This window comes from Tolypothrix sp. FACHB-123 (genome assembly GCF_014697075.1).
Taxonomy (GTDB): domain Bacteria; phylum Cyanobacteriota; class Cyanobacteriia; order Cyanobacteriales; family Nostocaceae; genus Aulosira.
The window spans coordinates 16279-37027 of the sequence record NZ_JACJRE010000046.1; the positions used below are offsets into that span (position 1 = coordinate 16279).

Sequence of the window (20749 nt, forward strand, 5' to 3'; positions counted from 1 at the left end):
AAGAAAGCGACAAACCTAGCAATTAATTAAAACTTGCTCAAATCATAGCTGCCCATCCTTTAGCCCTTGACTCCTGTCTAAAAAAAGGCTACTTACTACTAGCGCTAGTAGCACCGCCAACAGCAATCTTATAATCAGGAGTGATTTGATCGGCCGCCGCCGCTACCTTAGCAATTACAGGTTGGGGTAAAGGAATATAACCTAATTCGCTAGCAAGTTTTTGGCCATCAGTTAAAGCGTACTCGATCATAGCTTCCATTGCTTTGGCTTTTGCAGCGTCGGGATATTTCTTGTAGGCTAAAATCCAAGTATAGCTGACTATGGGATATGAATCTGCACCTTCTGGATCTGCAATAAAGGCACGGAGATTTTCTGGCAAGGTTACTGCTTCTAGAGTTTTGGCAGCTGACTGGTCGTTATAAACTATAAACTTGCCTGCTTTATTTTCTAAAGCTGCAAATTTGAGTTGATTTTGTTTTGCATAGCCATATTCAATGTAACCAATTGCACCTTGAGTTTGTTGAATTTGGGCAGTAACACCTTCATTACCCTTAGCGCCCACACCTACAGGCCATTTTACACTCTTACCATCCCCAACTTTTGTTTTCCACTCTGGGCTGATAGCACTCATATGTTGTGTAAATACACCTGTTGTACCACTACCATCAGAACGATAAACCACTGTAATTGGTTGTTTAGGAAGCTTGGCTTCAGGATTAGCCTTAGCAATTTGGGGGTCATCCCAGGATGTAATTTTTCCTAATAAAATATCGGTGTAAACTGTTCTGGGCAGCTTGAGTTCAGTAACATCAGGTAAATTGAATGCCAGTACAATGCCACCAGCTGTAACAGGCAGCAAATTTACACCATTTTGTACTTTTTGAATTTCTTCATCCTTCATAGCAACATCGCTGGCACCAAAGTCTACAGTGCCTTTGATAAATTGCTCAACACCAGCACCACTACCAACTGATTGATAGTTAACTTGCAAATTGGGATATTTTTTATTCAAATCAGTAAACCAACTTGCATACAGAGGTGCAGGAAAAGATGCGCCAGCACCTGTTAAGGAAAGGTTACCACCCAGATCTAATTTTTTACCAGGGTTAGAAGCAGTAGCATCTGTAGCACTACCAGGTGTCTCTTTAGTCGCTGTATTATCTGGAGCTTGTTGTCCGCCGCAAGCAGCCAAGCTCATAGTCAGTGCTAATACCGATATAGTTCTAATAATTGGAGTATTTTTTCTTGCACTTAAGTATGAAAGCATGGGCGTTAGTCTTCGTCAACTTTTAAGTGAGCGATTCTACAATACCTCTAAAATGTAACCTTGAGGGTAAAAAAGAGGTTAACAAAGTACAAGAATTTGTCTTTTTTTGGTAAATTTTATAATTGGCAACCTTGTAAAGTTGGATAAAATTTATACATAGTGGTTAAACTTACAAGATACTACTTACATAATTATATGTATTGCGGATTTACAAAACAATTTCTAATACTGTCATAACTGCTGCAATGTCAAAAAAATATGCTAATTTCATCAGTCAGATCCGAAGAAACAAGGTAGTCCTAATGAAAAAATTACCACTGACTATGAAAGTAGGTATGGAGCACTGAGGTACTAGTGCTGCCATAGTATTATTGAAGAATATATACAGATGTAAAAACTATGTGTCGATTTAGCTTCAGTTTAATTTGAACTTGCGCGTCTCACTGTTCGGCAATTACAAATTATCAATATATAAAGGTGATTAACAGACAAAATAGACTTGCAAGATAAGCCTCAATACTCATACCCTGATTTGGCTTTTAGTTAGACATCCTCACTCATTATTGCAGAGCAAATCAAGATTTGCGGGATAGTTGCACTGTTTTGACTGAGCTAAGTGGATACAATTAAGGACTAAGACAATAATTCTGAATCTGTCTGTCTTGTCTTCATACGTTTATTCGTAATGGTGTAAGCTTCTGAGATTACGATTCTCTATGATGTTGCACTGGATAATATATATTTCCTTATATAACCAAAATGCAACGGATAATTAAGATTTTATTCTGCTCTTACTTGCAGCGAATTGATACAAGTAAGTAAATTTCCCTAAAACTATACCACAAAAATTCATTTAAGCAGCTTGGGAAAGTTCGCAGTTATTTCAGAATCTCAATTTTGCTATAGGTTCTAAAAGTTTAATCTTTGTTTTTACTGTTACATTATGACGAATATAACAAATTTCGCCTTGGATAAAACACACATTAAAAATAGCCTTTGTTAAACAATTTAGTTAAACTGTTTCACCCAATTCTCTATTTGGATGAGGTAAAAGAGATAGTAAAAGATGAGCATTAATTGAAGATGCATTTTTAGTATAAAAAAATACTAGTCTTTTGCCACATAAACACTGATAAACATGTTTTCGAGTATTAGATGAGCATTTCAGATACAGACAAGGTTGAAAGCCCTATAAATATGGCAACTGTTCAATTACTATGGTCTATGATCGGCTTACTCTTGACAATGGGTAGTACCTTCCTAGAAGCCTATGGCATTACCTTACCTTGGAATTGGAGTAAGCAAGGAATTCAAACTTTTTCTTTAGGGGTCAGCTATCAAATTGGTGCTGTACTTCTGGTAGGTTGTTTAGGCGGTAAAAATGCTGGGGCGCTTTCACAAATTGCTTATTTAGTTATGGGGTTAACATTTCTACCAGTTTTTTCTGAAGGTGGTGGTATCGGTTATGTCAAATTAGCTCACTTTGGTTATTTGCTGGGCTTTATTCCCGGTGCTTGGATTTGTGGCTTTTTAGCGTTTAAAGCTAGGCCTAGAGTAGAAACTTTGGCATTTAGCTGTTTTTGTGGATTGTTATCTGTCCACATCTGCGGTATTACTTATTTGATTATCAGTTATATTTTCCAATGGCAAGGCACAGAAGATTTAAGCTTAATGCAAGCAATTATTAAATACTCTTGGTCTGTACTACCAGGACAATTTACTGTAGTTTGTGCCGTTACTGTAATAGCATATTTATTGAGACATTTAATGTTTTATTAGTTTTAGCGGGATTAGTCGTGAATAGTTTGAGTTAAAAAAAATTACAACCTATGCTTCTAATCCCTAAACCTTACAGCCTATTCCATAGTATCTATCCCTAGTCTATAGTCCCTAATTTCATGCGTTTAAAAAATCACCTGTTCTGGCTTGCAGCCTTCATAGCTTTCTTTATCGACCAATTGACAAAATATTGGGTGGTGCAAACCTTTAAATTAGGGCAGACATTACCAATTATACAAGATATATTTCACTTTACTTATGTGACCAATACTGGTGCAGCTTTTAGTATTTTAAGTGGGAAAGTTGAGTGGTTACGCTGGCTCTCTTTAGGAGTTAGTTTAGTTTTAATCGGCTTAGCATTATTTGGCTCTTTATTGAATTTTTGGGATCAGCTCGGTTATGGTTTGATTTTAGGTGGAGCAATGGGTAATGGCATCGATCGGTTTATTTTAGGTTATGTTGTTGATTTCCTGGATTTTCGCTTAATTAATTTTGCAGTCTTTAATATGGCAGATTCCTTTATAAGTATCGGTATTGTTTGTTTACTAATTGCTTCTTGGCAAAAAACACCAAATTCTAATCATAGATAGTCTCAATTAACCTAAATTTAAATCTGTCTTTGAAATCTGGCTTAACTTTGGCGCAGAGTTTGCAAGTGCTGGTTTCTATATTTATGGTAGTTTTTCAAACTATATAAGCCTGAGAGTAATTACCCTCAGGCTTAGATTATTTGCAAACCTTAATTTTAGGATATCAAATCAGAATTTGAGATATTTGCTGTCGCAACTTTGGATTGCATATTATGCAATTTTATTAACTAGTGCGAGATATCAGATGAACTGACTATTTATAATTGGCAAATAAATCTCAAAATTCTGTTTCATCTGTTAGTTCCCAGTAGATGGAGTTGTTGGGGAACTAGTAGCCGGAACTTCAGTAGGAGAACTTGCTCCTGGTTCGATAGTATTGCCTTGGTTGCTAGAATCAGGTGTAGTTGTACTGTTTGGTACTGGAGTTAAACTACCAGGAGTACTAGAATCGGGTGTAGTTGTACTGTTTGGTACTGGAGTTAAACTGCCAGGATTAGGATTACCTGGTTCAGGCATGTTAGTAGTACCTGGTGCTGGTACTGGAGTTACAGGTGTATTGCTACCTGGTACTGGAGTGCTGTCAGTAGGAGAGGTGGTACTGTTTGGTGATGAATTGGTTGTATCAGCAGGACTAGATCCTGGTGTGGTAGTGCTACCTGGTGTTGTACCTTCATTGGTTGGACTGGTTGTTGTACCGCTATTAGGAGCGCTAGTATCAACTGGGGTGCCACCTTGACAACGTGAATTTAGCGGAAAATTTTCACACAGAATTTTCATTCCTTCTGGTGACATTTTGATTTCCGTTGGTGAACTAGTGGATGAGCTATTAGATTGAGCTATGGAGGATTTACTTGATTCGGCACCAGCAACATTGGCACTTAGGGCTAAAGTTAGGGCTGTACCAATCAGGCTCAGAGTTTTTCCCTTCATTCTGAATTAACCTCAACGGAACACTCCGCCCATTAAACCAAACAATATTATTTATAAAATCTGTCTAAATGGGGATGTATATTTTTGCTGAAATATATGTGGATTTGTTAAAGCGGTAAATTTTACACGGTTGATTTCTTGAATATTAGTTTTGACGATGACAAAAGCAAATTTGCTATTTTAGGACTTGATTATGACTAATAGTATATATAATAAGCACTCTAGAGTTGAGATACAAGTATTTAGTGATGTAAATAGTGGTTCAAGACAAATTTAGTAAATATGCTGATTAACTATATTTCAGATGTAAAATATATTCGGAAAAAATCAGTACAGCTAATTTCTGCTTAGGCTTATGAGTAAAATGGTGTAAGACTACCATTAAAATTGTAAATCTTCTGATTCTTAGTTAATAGGCGTAATGTAAATAGCCAATGAGTTCCCCGCAACCCCCTCAAAAGCCCCAAACAATACTTGGTCAACTGACGCAAGCCGTACATACAATTCAAGCTAGGGTGGATTTTTCCAAACTGGCACTTAAGCCTAATGCCAAAGTTCCGGAACTGTGGGTGCAGGATGCGGGGGCAGATAAGGCGGAGGTATATCCGTTGTTAGGCGATCGCTATATTTTAGGACGCAGTTCCAAATCTAGCGATATTGTGGTTCGCAACCCGGTAGTTAGCCAAATTCACCTGTCATTATCCCGTGATTCTAGCCAACGCACCCCCGTTTTCATTATTAAAGACGAAAACTCTACTAATGGTATTTACCGAGGTAAGCGCAGGGTCACCTCTTTAGAATTACGTCATGGCGATATTCTCACCTTGGGGCCACCAGAACTAGCGGCTTCTGTGCGTCTCCAATATGTCGATCCACCAGCTTGGTATGTGAAAGCAGCAACTTGGGCTACTTATGGCGTTGGTGGGGTGAGTGCCTTATTCGCTTTGATAATTGGTGTGGAATGGCTGAAATTTTCTGTTAGACCTTTACCAACAGCTACCCGTGCGCCTGTGGTGGTTTACGCCCGTGATGGTTCTACTCCACTGCGCGAGCCGAGAACTACTTCTCACATAGATTTGAAGCGATTGGAGGATTTTGGCCCTTATTTAGCAAAAGCTGTGGTGGCCTCGGAAGACAGTCGTTATTATTGGCACTTTGGTGTCGATCCTTTAGGGATTTTGCGCGCTGTGCTGATTAATAGCCGTAGCGGTGATGTCCAGCAAGGAGCCAGTACAGTTACCCAACAAGTTGCTCGCAGTTTGTTCCGGGATTATGTAGGTAGGCAAGATTCCCTAGGACGAAAATTGCGGGAAGCTGTGGTAGCTCTAAAGCTGGAAACGTTTTACAGCAAAGACGAGATTTTGCTGACTTATTTAAATAGAGTATTTTTAGGTGGGGATACCTCTGGTTTTGAGGATGCTGCTAAGTATTACTTTGAAAAGTCGGCTAAGGAATTAACTTTGTCAGAAGCGGCGACTTTGGTAGGTATTTTACCAGGCCCCAACGCCTTTGATTTTTGTGGAGATGGCCCCAATAAGCTAGAAGCCGCTGAATACCGTAACCGCGTGATTAAGCGGATGGTAGAAATGGGTCAAATCAAGCCAGAGGAGGCGAACCGCGCTAGACGTTCCACTGTCCAAGTCAGCCCAAAAGTTTGCGAACAGCAGGCGAAAACAATCAGTCCTTATTTTTACAGTTATGTGTTCCAAGAACTGGAAGACATTTTAGGGGAGGGGGCAGCCAAAGAAGGCAATTATATTATTGAAACTCAGCTAGATCCAGCTATTCAGGCGCAAGCAGAAGTAGCATTACGTAATTCAGTGAATAATGCTGGGTCAAATTTTGGCTTTTCCCAAGGTGCGATCGTTACTTTGGATTCCAGCAATGGCAGTATTTTAGCTATGGTTGGGGGAACAGATTATAGAAGAAGCCAGTTTAATCGGGCGGTGCAAGCCAAAAGGCAACCAGGTTCCACTTTTAAAATTTTTGCTTATGCTGCTGCCCTAGTACAAGGAATTTCCCCATTTAAGAGTTATTCTTGTGCGCCTTTAACTTGGCAAGGCTTTACTTACAAACCCTGTCGTGTGGGTGGAGATACCAGCTTAGACGTAAGTACGGGTTTGGCGCTTTCAGAAAATCCCATCGCTTTGCGAATAGCACGAGAAGTTGGGCTAGACAAAGTGGTAGCAATGGCCCATCGTTTGGGAGTGAAATCAGCGCTCGATCCTGTTCCGGGTTTGGTGCTGGGTCAAAGTGTTGTCAATGTTTTAGAAATGACAGGTTCTTTTGGAGCCATCGCTAATCGTGGGGTATGGAATCCTCCCCATGCAATTAGCCGAATTTTAGACAGTGGTGATTGTCGAGATCCCAAAGATTTCAAAACTTGCCGTGTAATTTACTCTTTTGACCAAGATCCCGATGCGAATAAACGCGTACTATCCAATGAAGTAGCCGATCAGATGACTACTATGATGCGGGCGGTAGTTACCAGAGGTACAGGTCGGGGTGCGGCTATTGGATTAGGGGAAGCTGGTAAAACAGGTACAACGGATAAGAACGTTGACTTATGGTACATCGGCTTTATTCCCAGTCGCCGCTTGGTTACGGGAATTTGGTTAGGCAATGACAATAATTCCCCCACATCTGGTAGTAGTGCGCAAGCAGCTCAATTATGGGGTAATTATATGGGGCGAATTGTTAAGTAATTGGTCAGTTGTCAGTTGTCAGTTGTCAAGAGTTTTTTCTTGTTGCTAATACTTTTATTCCTGTTTCATTATTGATATCCACGCCAGGGAGCGATTTCTAATTTACCGCTGGGCTGAAAAATGAGTTGGAAATGGGCAAGTGGTTCTTTGGTATTGGGGGCGACTAAATTAGAGCCGTAAGCTGCTTGTAACAACTGGGGAAGAGGAGTTTCTCTAGCATAATCATAGGCAACTTGGTTCAGTGGTTCATAATCTGCGATCGCGCCATCTTTATTTACCGCTACCCGATATTTCAAATCTCTATCAAAGTTGGGTTTACCACCCCAACGTTGGCGAACTGTATTATAAAGGTTCTGGCTTAAATCTTTGACTGCATTTGAGTCAGTAATTTTTACGCCAACGACTTCTGGTGTCTTGGTATATCCTCGCCAAGGACTAACTTGTAGTTCACCTGTTCTTGTCAATACAACTTTAAATTGGGCAATTGGTTCGTTGCCAATAGGGGCACCTTGAGCGGGATTGTACAGTAAGTTAGGTAAAGGAGTTTTTTGGATATCATCATTGGCCTTTTTATTGACTGGTTTATAGCCAATAATCGCTCCATCGGCCGCCGCGCCTACACGATAAATTAAATCTTCTTGTAATCCTGAGCGATTAGTCCAAGCGGGATTAATTTGGTTATACACTTGGCGATTTAATGCACGCAGTTTCGATGCATCGGTAATTTCTGGAACAGTAGTTAAAAGTGCTTCTAAATCTCTAACTGCGGCGGTTGCTGTAGTGGGTGTGGGATTGGGTGTGGGAGTTACCGCCGCATTAGTAGCCGCATCTGTGGGCGTAACAGTTGGGGTAGCTGTAGGAGTGATAGTTGATGCAATCGGCGCTGTAGACTCAACAGCTACAGGACTAGCACTAGGTGAAGCACTAGGAGTTGTGGAGTTAGTTGGGTCTTGTGATTTTGTCTCTGGTGCACGGAGTTGCGGCGATGGTACCAAGCTTAAAGCTAATGCTGCAACTGCCAAACTAGAAACGCCCACACTAGCAGGTACTACTTGCTTTAAGACAGCTTGATTTGCAATACTACTGCGTCTAGCAACTGGTTGTAATTCCAGTGATAATTCTGGTAAAGTTTGGGTGTCAGCAAAAAACTGATCGACTGCTTCTACTAAGTCAAATAACTGTACCGTATTCAAATCTACTTCAATAGGTTCTTTACTCCGATTAGGGTTAGTATCAAAACCTTCGGCTTCACCTTCAGAATGGACAATCAATCTATGTCTATTGATGTCTATTTTTTGTATTTCTACTAACTCGGAATCGCGATTGTGTGCTTGGGGATTTGGTACGTTACTCAAAAATTCTTGAGCATAACCACTAACAGCTCTCACCAAACTTTCAAAGAATTCTCTTCCTCCCCTTAAGGGCTGCTTATAACTAGATAAATAGCATTCTGCATTTACTAATATTGATAGTTCTGGACGCAACTCTTGAAATTGTGCAGCCCTAGTTGCATCACTTAACCCTTCTAATAGCAATGTACAATTAGGTAGACTATACTTACGTTGAATATTCATTCTACTTCCCCATCAAAAAGACTGATCCAGAACCGCTGCATCCCTGCTGTGCCAGTACAGAAGAGTAGTTGTCCTAATAGATCTATAGCCAGATCGTCTAATTTTTCATCAGAATTTAATGCCAATACTCCCGATCGCCTGGGACTCATCCTACTGCGAAAATGCGTTCTAAATCGCTCCAAATAATTAGACAGCCGCAAATTTTGTTCTAGTGGGAGTTGCTTTTCATTCATTTGTTGATAAATCATCAACAATTGGCGGATGACAACTGTTAGGCGTCGCGCTATGTAACAAGCAATCACCACTAAAGCTTTTGCTTCCATGATGCTTAAAGGGCGGCGCATGTGTGCTCGACGCAGTGGGTTAGAGCTACGCATTCGCCATAAATTAACTCTATCTTTAATAATTCCTTTGAGGTCTAATTCATCGGCAAAAGCAAGGATGGCTTCGGAACCACCGAGTTCTAAAGCTTCAATTGCTAGTAAAATCAGATCTATTTGCACCCGAGTTCTGCGGGGACATCCTTGTCCCTCAGTCGCCGGATCGGGTAATGTATCCAAAATCATAGGCAATGAGGGGGGAGGCGGACTGTTGAAAGGCGTTAAACTTGCGGAGACATTCATTCTATAGATACCTTGTGCGGTTCCAACAGACTAGGTAAAACTAATTTAAGATAAATAGCCAAACAAAAACATTAGGCTTGTAGTAGCAGTAATAATACTGCCTGATATATACATTACTTCTTCTAATCAAAGGTTTCCGTATACTGAAATCTAAGTTTTTAACACATAAGTGTATCAGCCTCAATAGGTAGTGCAATTCCATCCCTAGCTTGAATTAGATTCAAGTTATCGTCAATGGATAAGGAAACTAGAGCTTCGATCCCCAGCGTAAGACATTATAGTGTACGATTTGTCAGGTATCGGGAATTGGGAGCTAGAGGCTAGGAACTAGAGTCTAGGGTCTAAAGTCTAGGAATAAGTTTTTTCTCATGCTCTATGCCCAATTCCCAAAACTCAATCCCTAATATCAATATTTTATGGATTTGAAGTCGCTAATTCGTGATATACCAGATTTCCCCAAGCCTGGAATTTTATTTCGAGATATCACTACGCTGCTACGCGATCCTCAAGGACTGCGCTACACTATTGATTTTTTTGCCCAACGGTGTGTTGAAAAGGAAATGATCCCAGATTACATTGTGGGGATGGAGTCGCGGGGCTTTATTTTTGGCTCTCCTTTGGCTTATAAGTTAGGTTCTGGGTTTATTCCGGCTCGCAAAAAAGGTAAGTTGCCAGGAGCAGTACACTCTATTGAGTATGAATTAGAGTATGGTACAGACTCTTTGGAAGTGCATCAAGATGCGTTACACCCAGGTAGCCGAGTTTTGATTGTGGACGATTTGATCGCTACAGGAGGAACAGCGGGTGCAACTGCGAAGTTAGTGCAGAAGATTGGCTGCGATTTAGTGGGCTTTGGGTTTATTATCGAGCTACGGGATTTACAAGGACGGAAACATCTGCCAGATGTGCCAATTATCTCGCTGATTGAATATTAGTCAAGAGTCAAAAATTTTATAGTCTATAGTTCATAGTCAACAGTCCATAATGAATTGATTATTGACCCTTGACTCTTGACTTTTAACCCTTGACCTTTGACCACTGACCCTTGACCATTGACTAAACTGCAATGACATCTACAAAAATTTCTCTGGAGACAAGTCTGAACTGGCTAATTAGGCTGGTTACGAGTGAGACTTTTATTTATGTAGTGAAAAGGATTCTACAGGCATTGTTGACTTTATTTTTGGCGTCAGCATTGTCATTTTTGGTGATCCAACTAGCGCCAGGGGATTATGTAGATACATTGCAGCAAAACCCCAAAATTTCCCGAGATAGAATTGACGAAATTAAGCAACAGTTAGGTTTGGATAAGTCTTGGTTAGAGCAATTTTGGTTGTGGTTGTGGCGAATCTTTACTAAGGGAGATTTTGGCACGAGTTTTGTTTATCAACGCCCTGTGGTGTCGCTGTTGCAAGAACGGATACCAGCGACTTTGTTGTTAGCGATCGCATCTTTAATTGTCACATGGGCGATCGCTATTCCTTTGGGTATTATCGCGGCTGTGAAGCAAAATAAGCTGGTTGACCGGGTATTACAAGTCATCAGTTACACCGGACAAGGTTTTCCCAGCTTTATTACGGCGTTATTTCTGTTGATTGTGGCGCAGCTTACCTCACCTTTGTTTCCAGTGGGTAGCATGACTAGCATTAATCACTCAGAATTATCCTGGTTTGGTAAACTCCTGGATCTGGGTTGGCATATGATTCTACCAACGATCGCACTTTCAATTACTAGTTTTGCGGGTTTGCAACGGATTACTCGCGGCGAATTATTGGATGTTCTGCGTCAAGATTATATCCAAACGGCGCGGGCGAAAGGTTTGCCAGAAAATCGCGTAATTTACGTTCATGCTTTGCGTAACGCTATTAACCCCCTAATTACCTTGCTGGGTTTTGAATTGGCTGGGTTGTTAAACGGTGCATTTATTGCGGAACAGTTCTTTAACTGGCCTGGTTTAGGAAGGTTAACTTTACAAGCTGTACAAGCACAGGATTTGTATTTATTAATGGCCAGCTTGGTGATGGGTGCGGTACTGTTGATTGTGGGTAACCTCATTGCTGACTTAATGCTGAAAGCTGCCGATCCGCGCATTAAGTTGGAGAATTTGAATTAGTCAATGGTCAGTTGTCAGTTGTCAGTTGTTACAAGGAAAAGTCAACGGTCAACGGTCAACAGTCAACAGTCAACAGTCACCTCATTTCGCTATGTTGTCGGAAGTATATTATCTAATACGTTCAAAATCTGATGGTCGTTATCTGACGGCGCGTCCTGATGGGGAAGCGTCGGGTTATTTGTTGTTGTTTGCGGAAAATTTTGATGCTTTGAGTTATCTCAATACTCATGCGGCAGATGTGGCAAATCGCCTTGCTGTAGAATCTATTCCACGGACGCAGGTGGGTAGTTTGCTGAAGCGCTGGGGTTTTATTGGTGTTGGTGTTGTCACTGATCCTTTGTTACCCAAGATTGATTTTTTACAGCATGGTTAAAGAATCTGAATTGAAGCGCGATCGCCTGTGTGTCATGATGATAAGAATTACACATTGGCTGGTTGCATCTAGGCAGTGTATATACCAGAAGTGTTAGAAAAGACTTCAGAAACCATCTTGTCTTGAGGTGACAGGCTATGGATGAAGTTGTGAAAAAAGTTGCAGCGTTGGGTTTACCAGGTGTGATTTTGGTGATCACAATGGCTGCTACAGGTTTTACGGGTGCGGCGGCGATTACCGCCGCTTTAGCTTTTTTAGGTGGCCCTGCGGGAATGCTGGGGGGAATTGCTGTGTTGGGATTGACGGGTTTAATTACCGATGCTTTGGCGAAAGTTAGTTTGGAAGATTTGCTGACAGCTGTTTATTGTCAACGCCGCCAAACTGAACCACATGGCAAACTTTTAGATGAGATTAATTCTTTATCGCTATTTGATGGCGATATGAAAGATAGACTCAAGATAACTGTTACTGATGGGTGTGGTTGTGCCACGGTAGTTACTGAGAATACAACAGATGATGCTAAAGAAGTAATTGCAATTCTCGAAAATGTCCCTGGTATGACTCGCGCCCATCACCGAGATTTTAAGAGTTCTAACCCGATTATGCGGTTGAGGGATGGTAGCGTGGTGAGAACTTGGAAAAATCAATTTGGCGTTGACCATGTTTTTATTAGCGATCGCTATGACAGAATGATTTACGGTGGCTTTGTCGGTTGGATTCACAGCGAAGGTTTAAACCAAGCCATAAATCGTATTAGGCGAGATTTTACTTAGAGGTTGTTTGAAAAGTGGTTGGCTGTGATTTTAAACACTTAATGATCCCCCCTACCACTCTTAAAAAGGAGGGAAAAGTTCTTAAAATCCCCCTTTTTAAGGGGGATTTAGGGGGATCTAAAACGTTTTGCTATCAACGACAGGACTTTTAAAATGTCTTCTAAGAACCAACATCTAAAGTGAAGTAGAAGCTTTTATCAACAATTCTGTTGCTGCCATCATATTTGATAATTGGAATCATGACTTGATGTTGTCCTGGTTCAAGTTTCCAGATTGTTTGGAAGTTGCCAATTTTGTGACAAACGCCAGTATGAATAGGGAATTGACTGGGAGTTAACAAAACATCTTGATAACTCTCAACTCCATTTTTAAATAGATAAGCTTTTGCTTCTAATTTATTTAGGTTCATTTCAGATGGTATGCAATAGTTGAGATGAATAACCTTTAAAGTATCGCCGACTTGTAAAGAAATCCGTTGAAGATTATTTACAATTATCGGTTCATCGCTGTTAATTTGTACCAATAGGTTAGCAACACAAATTTTAGATGCAATATTGGGGCTGCATTGTAATGTAGAAGGTTTAATGTCTGTTTTAGTCGGAGGATTTGCAGTAATCAAGGCAGATAATATTGCACCTGCAAAGCCTATGAGGGCACCTACTAGAGGTACGATTACTTTTTCACTGGATACTGATACTCTCATATTAATTTTCCTCCACGAAATTACTTTTATTCGTCAAAGTTCTAGATTGCTAACATCAGAATCATAAAATTTTGCTTCGATAATGTCCCAGAAAGAGCTTTCCGGCTACTCTAAAAAAGACCGGAAAAAATTTTCCGTATTTTCAGCTAATCGGAAAACGGTTATATTTAAATTCAGTTAAATTCAGTCTTGCTAGTGAAGCTTTGCTTGCTAATACCAATTAGCTGTGAAGCTGCACATATCTCGATCCCCCTAAATCCCCCTTAAAAAGGGGGACTTTGATTCTCTTCCCCCCTTTTTTAAGGGGGGTTAGGGGGGATCAAAACGTTATCGGGCTAGGTTATAAGACTTGTGTGTACACCGTAGCCTTTTTAAGGGGGGCTAGGGGGGATCGAATTTTATGCATCTTCATATTGAATTGGTATCAGGTGTTGAGGAGTAATGCAAAAATATGAACTCTTGGGAAAACTTTCTCGTAATGGAGGTATGTCGTAAGCATGGTTTAAGCCCCACAGAACAGGACATTCTTTTGGCGAAGTTTCCCGATGAGAATACTGTTAATGACAATCAGCAGGTTGCGAAACAATTAAAATATCCGCCAGAGTCTAGCTGGGATGAAAATGTCAGGAGGCAAATGTGGAATATATACAACAAACGATTTAGTCCTCAGCCAAATCTAAAAGACTTCCCAGATTACAATCAGAGATTTCGCGATAAAGATGCCAAGTTTCTAGCTTGGCTTAAACCACAGTATTTAGAATGGTTGAAAAGCCAAAATAATAATAACAATAATAATATTGTCCCTATCGTTCCTGTTTCTACAGGGAACCCATTTATTCCCCTCAATGACATCATCACCGAACAGCATCTATTATTCGGTCGGGAAAGGGAGATTATCAGAGTATTTGAAACACTAAATAGTGGCAGTAGTGTAGCGCTTATTGGTGAGAGAAAAATCGGCAAGTCTTCACTACTTAAAGCCATTGAGCAACAGGCACAACATCGACTGCTCAAACCCCGCCAGGTAATTTATCTCAACTTAAGTTTAATTTTTAATGATGATGATTTTTATGATGAATTCTGCTATCAGGTGGGAATCGCTGTTAGCAAAGGTCGGCAATTAATTCGGGAGTTACAAAAACAGCAATTATTGTTGTTATTAGATGAAGTACAACAAATGACTTGGGATGGTTTCACTAGGGAATTACGCCAACAACTGCGCGGTTTAGCTGACGGACAAGCTAACCCACCTTTGCGCTTGGTAATTGCAGCTAGCGAACACTTAGATGTTCTGTTTCCTGATAGCCGAGATAATCCTTCACCGTTTCAAGGTGTTTGCATTGAAGAAGTTATTAAGCCTTGGGACGAAAATATTGTGCGTGGGTTTATTGACAGTCGGTTAGGTAATACTCAGGTGAGTTTTACGGAAGAGGAAATTATTAAACTAATTCAAGAAAGTGGCGGACACCCCCAGCGACTTATGTATTTGTGTCATCGCACTTACTCGCGGTATATGGAGAGATGAAAACTGAGTTATGAATCAACACCAGTGAAGAATAATTGTAGGTTGGGTTGAACGCAGTGAAACCCAACAAAGCCGCGAAAATGTTGGGTTTCGTTCCTCAACCCAACCTACTCAATTTAAGCCTAACTGAGTTATGAGCCAACACCAGCCTGTACCGCGTTTAAATTTAGCGCCTAAATTACGCCGTCCCCTGTCGCTGTGGAATCCCTTAGATTATCTACGCCTGTTGTACTGGGTGTTTTATTTTCCCCAAGCTTTGCGGTGGTATGTAGATACTTTCGGGGGTGGGTATATCCCTGAAAGTGAAATGAATTGGCGAAAGGGATTAGAGTTGTTGCGTCAAAATCCTATCCAGCGCCAATTACTTTTCCAAGGCTTAGTGTTGACAGTAGTTACACCAGTGGTTGTAAGCCTAATTTTGGAGAAGATAGGCGTTCCTGTCATCTGGTTCTTCGTGGCGGTAGGCGTGGCGGTAGGCGTGGCGGTAGGCGTGGCGGTAGGCGTGGCGTTCGGCGTGGCGGTAGGCGTGGCGGTAGGCGTGGCGGTAGGCGTGGCGTTCGGCGTGGCGTTCGGCGTGGCGTTCGGCGTGGGGTTCGGCGTGGCGGGAGGCGTGGCGGTAGGCGTGGCGGGAGGCGTGGCGGTAGGCGTGGCGGGAGGCGTGGCGGTAGGCGTGGCGGGAGGCGTGGCGGGAGGCGTGGGGTTCGGCGTGGCGGGAGGCGTGGCGGGAGGCGTGGCGGGAGGCGTGGGGTTCGGCGTGGCGGGAGGCGTGGCGGTTATGCGTCCTGAGAATTGGCTAGTTGGCTTACCTTTAAATTTACAAAAAATCCCAAATGGTAGTTTTTTACTTCCCCGTATCACTTCAATTCCCTTACCGAATCTTGATAAGCAGTTGCAGAATTGGCTGCAACAAGATTGGGAAACAGCTTTGCATAATACTAATGAATTGCTAGCTTATACTCTGCAATTTATTCCCGTTGTACAAGCAGTTAATAAAGTACTTATCAAAACACCGTCAGACCAAATAATTTGGCGCATTTCTCGATTAGCTGCAAATCCTTTTGATTGGAAATTAGTAGGTTTTGCCTCAGCTTCGTTGCGAAAACAAATTCAGTCACAACTGGTTAGAGGTTTTTTATTCTTTCGTTATTTTAATGAGCCATTCTCCCCTCCGCTAACTGTCAATCTTCACTTAGATACTTCTGCTCGTGCTGCTGCTGCTGGTTTTTGGTATCTGCATGAAAAAAAACCAGCAAAAGCAACAGAGGCTTTTGCTGTAGTGCGTTCTCTTCTCTATGGCGAGGAAATGTATACTCTTGCCCAAACTCTAGCAGCATTTCACGCAGCTAAAGAACCAGTCTCTATTGCTGCTGTGCAATTACTTACATTTCCACAAGAACCGCTTTTACGTCCAGTCACTTGGAAAGCAATTACTAGCCTGCGTCGAGTTATTGAAGATGTCCAGTTTGTTAATCGCAGCGTGTCACGTTCAGCTAAGTCTTTAGCTCTCAATCGCACTTTAGGTGAACTGACTAACATCCTCAATCAAGCCGATACTTTGCCGCAAGCAGAACGCGGATTAATTGTCGATATCGCCCAAACTTGGAAAGAAAGCTTGTTACAAATCGCTGGTGAGGTGGGGGAAGTTACCATCACCAAGCCTGTGCTTAATCCTTATATAGTAGGCGACCCGGTTCAAGGTAATCTCTTTGTAGGGCGTGAAGATATCATCAGACAGTTAGAAGAACTTTGGGTGATGGGTCATCAACTCCAGTCTGTAGTTCTCTACGGTCACAGGCGTATGGGTAAGACTTCTATTTTAATTAACGCCGCTAGTTCTCTAGGGTCAGGGATACAGCTAATTTATGTCAATTTGTTGCGGTTGGGAGATAGTCCGCAAGGAGTTGGCGAGGTGCTAATGGCTATTACTGATGAAATTTCCCAAGCTGTTAATATTGCACCGCCAGCTGATGCAGATTTGCTCAATCTTCCCTACCGGACTTTTGAACGCTATTTGAAACAGGTAGAAGCACAGGTTAATTGTGGGCTAATCATCGCTTTAGATGAGTTCGAGAAAATTGAAGAATTAATTGAATTAGGAAGAATCCCCCAAGATTTTATGGGTTTTCTGCGGGGGTTGGTGCAAATGAGTTCTAAAGTTGCTTTTGCTTTTGCTGGGTTGCACACCTTGGAGGAAATGACAGCAGATTATTTTCAGCCTTTCTTTGCTAGTGTCATCTCCATTCATGTAGGATTTTTGACAGGTGCAGCTACTAGGCAAATTCTCGCTAACCCAGGTGAAGACTTTCTTCTTGACTATACCCCAGAAGCGTTAGCTGAAATTTATGATTTAACATCTGGTCAACCTTATTTAGTGCAATTACTGGGATTCCAACTAGTGCGCGGCTACAATGACTTTGTGTTTGAACAAGGACGTTCTCGCAATCCGGTGTTTACAGTGGAAGATGTCGCCGCAGTTATTAATGACACTGAGTTTTTTAAGCGGGGACGCTACTATTTTGATGGGGTTTGGGGTCAGGCAATGGGTAGTCAGCAGGCGATAATACAGGTACTTGCACCGCACCCAGAAGGGTTAAGTTTAGATGCTTTAGCTGAGTCTACGGCTATGGGTAGGGAAGAGTTACAAGCGGCGCTTGGTGTTTTAATGCGTCATGATGTGGTGACGGAGAATGGGGGACGTTGGCGGATTATTGTAGAACTGTTTCGCCGTTGGGTTGTGCAAAATCATCCTGTGTCGGGGGGGTAATACCGTTTCACTTTAAAGGTGATACAGGTGGGCTTGGCATATGCATTTGTGGCTTTTGCATGTCCATTTGCTGCTTTTGGATATGCATTTGCTGCTTTTGCATGTCCATTTGTGGCTTTTGGATGTCCATTTGTTACTTTTGCATATCCATTTGTAGCTTTTGGATATGCATTTGCTGTTTTTGCATGTCCATTTGTAGCTTTTGGATGTCCATTTGTTACTTCTGCATGTCCATTTGTAGCTTTTGGATATGCATTTGTGACTTTTGCATATCCATTTGTGACTTCAAATCAAAAGGTGTGATGTTGGATTACAAGCTGTATAGCAGCTACAGTTTCTCATTTTTTGCGATCGCACTAAGTAATACTAATTTAAAGAAACAATGCGACGGATGCTAGGGGCATGGCAGTGCCCATACCCTTACCATTTGTCGTATTATTTTTTAAGGTATAAAATTGCCGATTCCATAAAATTTTAAGGTGCGTTGCGCTTCGCGACAACACACCCTACATAAAAATATCCCATAGTGACAAATTCGTAATTAAATAACAATTACGAATTATCAATCTACTTTTTGCAACTGCGCTACTCTAGGATCGATAATTTTTTGTCCCAAATTGGCAAATTTAATCGCTACAGATAGCTTAGTTCCTTCTCCAAATACATGAGTAATTTCACCAAGACCAAAAGATTTATGTAATACTCTATCGCCTACGCGCCAATTCTGCTTACCATTGCTAGGTGCAGCAGTTTTTGTATAGGTTTGACGCACTTTACGCCCAGTGGTTAACAATTCTTCTGGTACTTCATCGAGAAATTGCGATCGCACTGCGGGTTCTCTGGAACCATAAAGGCGACGTTCGCGAGCATGTGATAAATATAACCTTTCCTGAGCGCGGGTAATTCCCACATAACACAGGCGACGTTCTTCTTCTAAAGCTGCGGGATCGCTTAAAGAACGATAACCGGGAAATAGTCCCTGTTCTAAACCAACTAAAAAGACTACAGGAAATTCTAGCCCTTTAGAAGCGTGCAAAGTCATCAAAGAAACCGCAGTTTTTCCTTCTTTTAAATTATCTAAATCGGAACTAAGGGCGGTACTTTGTAAGAAACCTTGCAGAGTTGCATCTTCGTTTTCTTCTTGGAATTGCAGTACAGCGTTGTAAAGTTCTTGAACGTTTTGAATTCTATCTTGGGATTCGTCTGTACCTTGACTGAGCAAGTCTTGAATATAGCCAGAGTCCTCTAGTATACCTTGAACTATTTCTGCTGCTGGCCGATTGCCGATTTCGCTTTGCCAACGGTTAATCATTTCTGCAAAGCCTTTCACCGATTTTGCACCCCTTCCCGCCAAGGTATTCACCGATGTATCATCAGATAAAATTTCCCAAAGGGTAGTTCCTAATTGCTGGGAAGCGTTAATCAAAGCATCAATGGTGGTTTTCCCGATACCGCGCCGGGGAGTATTGATGACTCGTAATAAGCTTACAGTATCCGCAGGATTAGCGATCGCTCTTAAATAAGCTATAACATCTTTAATTTCTTTGCGATCGTAAAATCTCATTCCCCCGACAACTGTATAAGGAATTTGATATTTCACTAACAGTTCTTCAAATGGGCGAGATTGAGCATTTGTCCGATAAAGAATAGCAAAACTTCCCCAATTTAATTCAGGGTTTTGATATTCTAAAGAACGAATTTGATTGATAATAAACTCGGCTTCATCTAATTCATTATCTGCTTTATGACAATAAATTTGTTCGCCTGCTCCCCTTGTCGGTCTAAGAACTTTATCAATTCGTTGGGTATTATTTTCGATTAATTCATTAGCCGCTTGCAAAATATTTTCACAAGAACGATAGTTTTCTTCCAGCTTCACCATTGTTCTGGTATCTGCATCTGGTAAACCATCGCCAAAATCTTGCTGAAACTCTAGCAAGATAGTGAAATCAGCCATTCTAAAAGAGTAAATTGATTGGTCAGCATCACCGACAACAAACACCGAGCGATTTTGCCAATTCCATTCACTCTTTCTATCTTCGCCATTCGTGACTAATAGGCGAATTAAGTCATACTGGGTTCGGTTAGTATCTTGATATTCATCAACTAGAATATGGCAGAATTTGCGATGCCAATAACCTAATACCTGTTCATTCTGCTGAAACAGTCTTGTAGGAACCAGAATTAAATCATCAAAATCGAGAGCATTATTTTGTGACAACCTATCTTGATAGGCGCTATAAACTTGAGCAATTACCCTTCCCCGATAATTCGGTTGTTCTCTTTCAAAATCTTGGGGTGATAAACCTTGGTTTTTGGCATTACTAATTGCATAGCGCACCGAACGATGGTCAAATTTTTTATCATCTAAATTAAGCTGTTTGGTAACAATTTCCTTCACCAAACTTTGCGCATCAGATTCATCAAAAATCGAGAAATTTTTATTCCACCGCCGTCCTTTTTCGTCTTCATACTTCTCAATATCAAACCGCAAAATCCGGGAAAACAGACTGTGAAACGTACCGCACCATAAATCTTTGATGGTTTCGCGGTAAACTTGCGATCGCAGTTGAGATTGTTGATATTCCGTCAACAAATCAAATTTTGTTTCATATTGTTTTACCGCTTCTGCTTCCGCAAACAGCTTTTGAATCCGTTCTTTCATTTCCCTGGCGGCTTTATTCGTAAAAGTCACCGCCAAAATATTCTCCGGATTGACGCGATGTTTGAGAATCAGGTTAGCAATCCGATAAGTCAGCGCGCGTGTTTTACCGGAACCTGCGCCAGCCACAACTAGCAGCGGGCCGCAGTAATGTTCTACGGCTTGACGTTGGCTGGGGTTAAGATGGCTAAGAAAGTCTATAGTTGTGGTCATGGATGACTGGGCAGAGAATTGCTTATTCTGAGAGTATCGCACTCAACGCCTATTATTCTAGGCTAATTACCAGATCACGATTCTCGCCTGTTACATTTTCCCATGTTGCTGAATAATAATTACAATAAACCAGTCAGCCTCTAAATATCTCTATT

16 protein-coding genes are annotated in these 20749 nt (G+C 41.3%); 10 read left to right on the forward strand and 6 right to left on the reverse strand.

The window, feature by feature from the left end; genetic code table 11:
- Positions 1-88: 88 nt before the first annotated feature.
- Positions 89-1267 (reverse strand): phosphate ABC transporter substrate-binding protein PstS, encoded by a 1179-nt coding sequence (gene pstS / locus H6G41_RS24845; RefSeq protein ID WP_190749625.1) that lies wholly within the window; start codon positions 1265-1267, stop codon positions 89-91.
- A 1197-nt stretch (positions 1268-2464) separates the two neighbouring features.
- Here pstS and H6G41_RS24850 point away from each other — a divergent pair.
- Together H6G41_RS24850 and lspA are read left to right on the forward strand one after the other, a co-directional pair.
- The gene (locus H6G41_RS24850) at positions 2465-3046 is read left to right on the forward strand and encodes a biotin transporter BioY (protein WP_199316293.1); all 582 of its coding nucleotides are present in this window, start codon (positions 2465-2467) and stop codon (positions 3044-3046) included.
- A gap of 119 nt (positions 3047-3165) precedes the next feature.
- A complete protein-coding gene (gene lspA / locus H6G41_RS24855) occupies positions 3166-3636 on the forward strand; it encodes a signal peptidase II (protein ID WP_190749627.1) in 471 nt (156 codons plus the stop codon).
- A 297-nt stretch (positions 3637-3933) separates the two neighbouring features.
- Here lspA and H6G41_RS24860 read toward each other — a convergent pair whose 3' ends face one another.
- A complete protein-coding gene (locus H6G41_RS24860) occupies positions 3934-4566 on the reverse strand; it encodes a hypothetical protein (protein ID WP_190749629.1) in 633 nt (210 codons plus the stop codon).
- Positions 4567-5000: 434 nt separating this feature from the next.
- On the opposite strand from H6G41_RS24860, the gene H6G41_RS24865 reads away from it, so the two are divergent.
- Positions 5001-7271 (forward strand): transglycosylase domain-containing protein, encoded by a 2271-nt coding sequence (locus H6G41_RS24865; RefSeq protein ID WP_190749631.1) that lies wholly within the window; start codon positions 5001-5003, stop codon positions 7269-7271.
- Positions 7272-7339: 68 nt separating this feature from the next.
- On the opposite strand, the gene H6G41_RS24870 is transcribed toward H6G41_RS24865, so the two are convergent.
- Entirely contained in the window at positions 7340-8845 is a 1506-nt protein-coding gene (locus H6G41_RS24870) for a DUF4335 domain-containing protein (RefSeq protein WP_190749633.1), read from the reverse strand.
- Positions 8842-9468, reverse strand: coding sequence for a DUF3038 domain-containing protein (locus tag H6G41_RS24875; protein ID WP_190749635.1), 627 nt, complete (start codon positions 9466-9468; stop codon positions 8842-8844). The genes H6G41_RS24870 and H6G41_RS24875 overlap by 4 nt, the downstream gene beginning before the upstream one ends.
- Positions 9469-9884: 416 nt before the next feature.
- Here H6G41_RS24875 and H6G41_RS24880 point away from each other — a divergent pair, with 416 nt between their 5' ends.
- The 4 genes from H6G41_RS24880 (at position 9885) to H6G41_RS24895 (ending at position 12727) form a co-directional block, all read left to right on the forward strand.
- The gene (locus tag H6G41_RS24880) at positions 9885-10403 is read left to right on the forward strand and encodes an adenine phosphoribosyltransferase (protein ID WP_190749637.1); all 519 of its coding nucleotides are present in this window, start codon (positions 9885-9887) and stop codon (positions 10401-10403) included.
- Between the two features lie 131 nt (positions 10404-10534).
- Positions 10535-11581: an ABC transporter permease gene (locus H6G41_RS24885; RefSeq protein ID WP_190749639.1), complete on the forward strand. Its 1047-nt coding sequence runs from the start codon at positions 10535-10537 to the stop codon at positions 11579-11581.
- 91 nt (positions 11582-11672) lie between these two features.
- Positions 11673-11954 (forward strand): hypothetical protein, encoded by a 282-nt coding sequence (locus H6G41_RS24890; protein WP_190749678.1) that lies wholly within the window; start codon positions 11673-11675, stop codon positions 11952-11954.
- Between the two features lie 137 nt (positions 11955-12091).
- Positions 12092-12727: a hypothetical protein gene (locus H6G41_RS24895; protein WP_190749641.1), complete on the forward strand. Its 636-nt coding sequence runs from the start codon at positions 12092-12094 to the stop codon at positions 12725-12727.
- A gap of 160 nt (positions 12728-12887) precedes the next feature.
- Here the strand turns inward: H6G41_RS24895 and H6G41_RS24900 are convergent, their stop codons facing one another.
- Positions 12888-13430: a hypothetical protein gene (locus tag H6G41_RS24900; RefSeq protein ID WP_190749643.1), complete on the reverse strand. Its 543-nt coding sequence runs from the start codon at positions 13428-13430 to the stop codon at positions 12888-12890.
- Between the two features lie 451 nt (positions 13431-13881).
- Here H6G41_RS24900 and H6G41_RS24905 point away from each other — a divergent pair, with 451 nt between their 5' ends.
- From H6G41_RS24905 to H6G41_RS24915, 3 genes are all read left to right on the forward strand, one after another.
- Positions 13882-14955 carry an AAA family ATPase gene (locus tag H6G41_RS24905; protein ID WP_190749645.1) on the forward strand — a complete coding sequence of 358 codons (1074 nt, stop codon included), beginning with the start codon at positions 13882-13884 and terminating at the stop codon, positions 14953-14955.
- 133 nt (positions 14956-15088) lie between these two features.
- Positions 15089-17719: an ATP-binding protein gene (locus H6G41_RS24910; RefSeq protein ID WP_190749647.1), complete on the forward strand. Its 2631-nt coding sequence runs from the start codon at positions 15089-15091 to the stop codon at positions 17717-17719.
- A 27-nt stretch (positions 17720-17746) separates the two neighbouring features.
- Positions 17747-18022 (forward strand): hypothetical protein, encoded by a 276-nt coding sequence (locus H6G41_RS24915; RefSeq protein ID WP_190749649.1) that lies wholly within the window; start codon positions 17747-17749, stop codon positions 18020-18022.
- A 259-nt stretch (positions 18023-18281) separates the two neighbouring features.
- Here H6G41_RS24915 and pcrA read toward each other — a convergent pair whose 3' ends face one another.
- On the reverse strand, positions 18282-20594 hold the full coding sequence (gene pcrA, locus H6G41_RS24920) for a DNA helicase PcrA (RefSeq protein WP_190749651.1): 2313 nt from the start codon (positions 20592-20594) through the stop codon (positions 18282-18284).
- Positions 20595-20749: the final 155 nt, after the last annotated feature.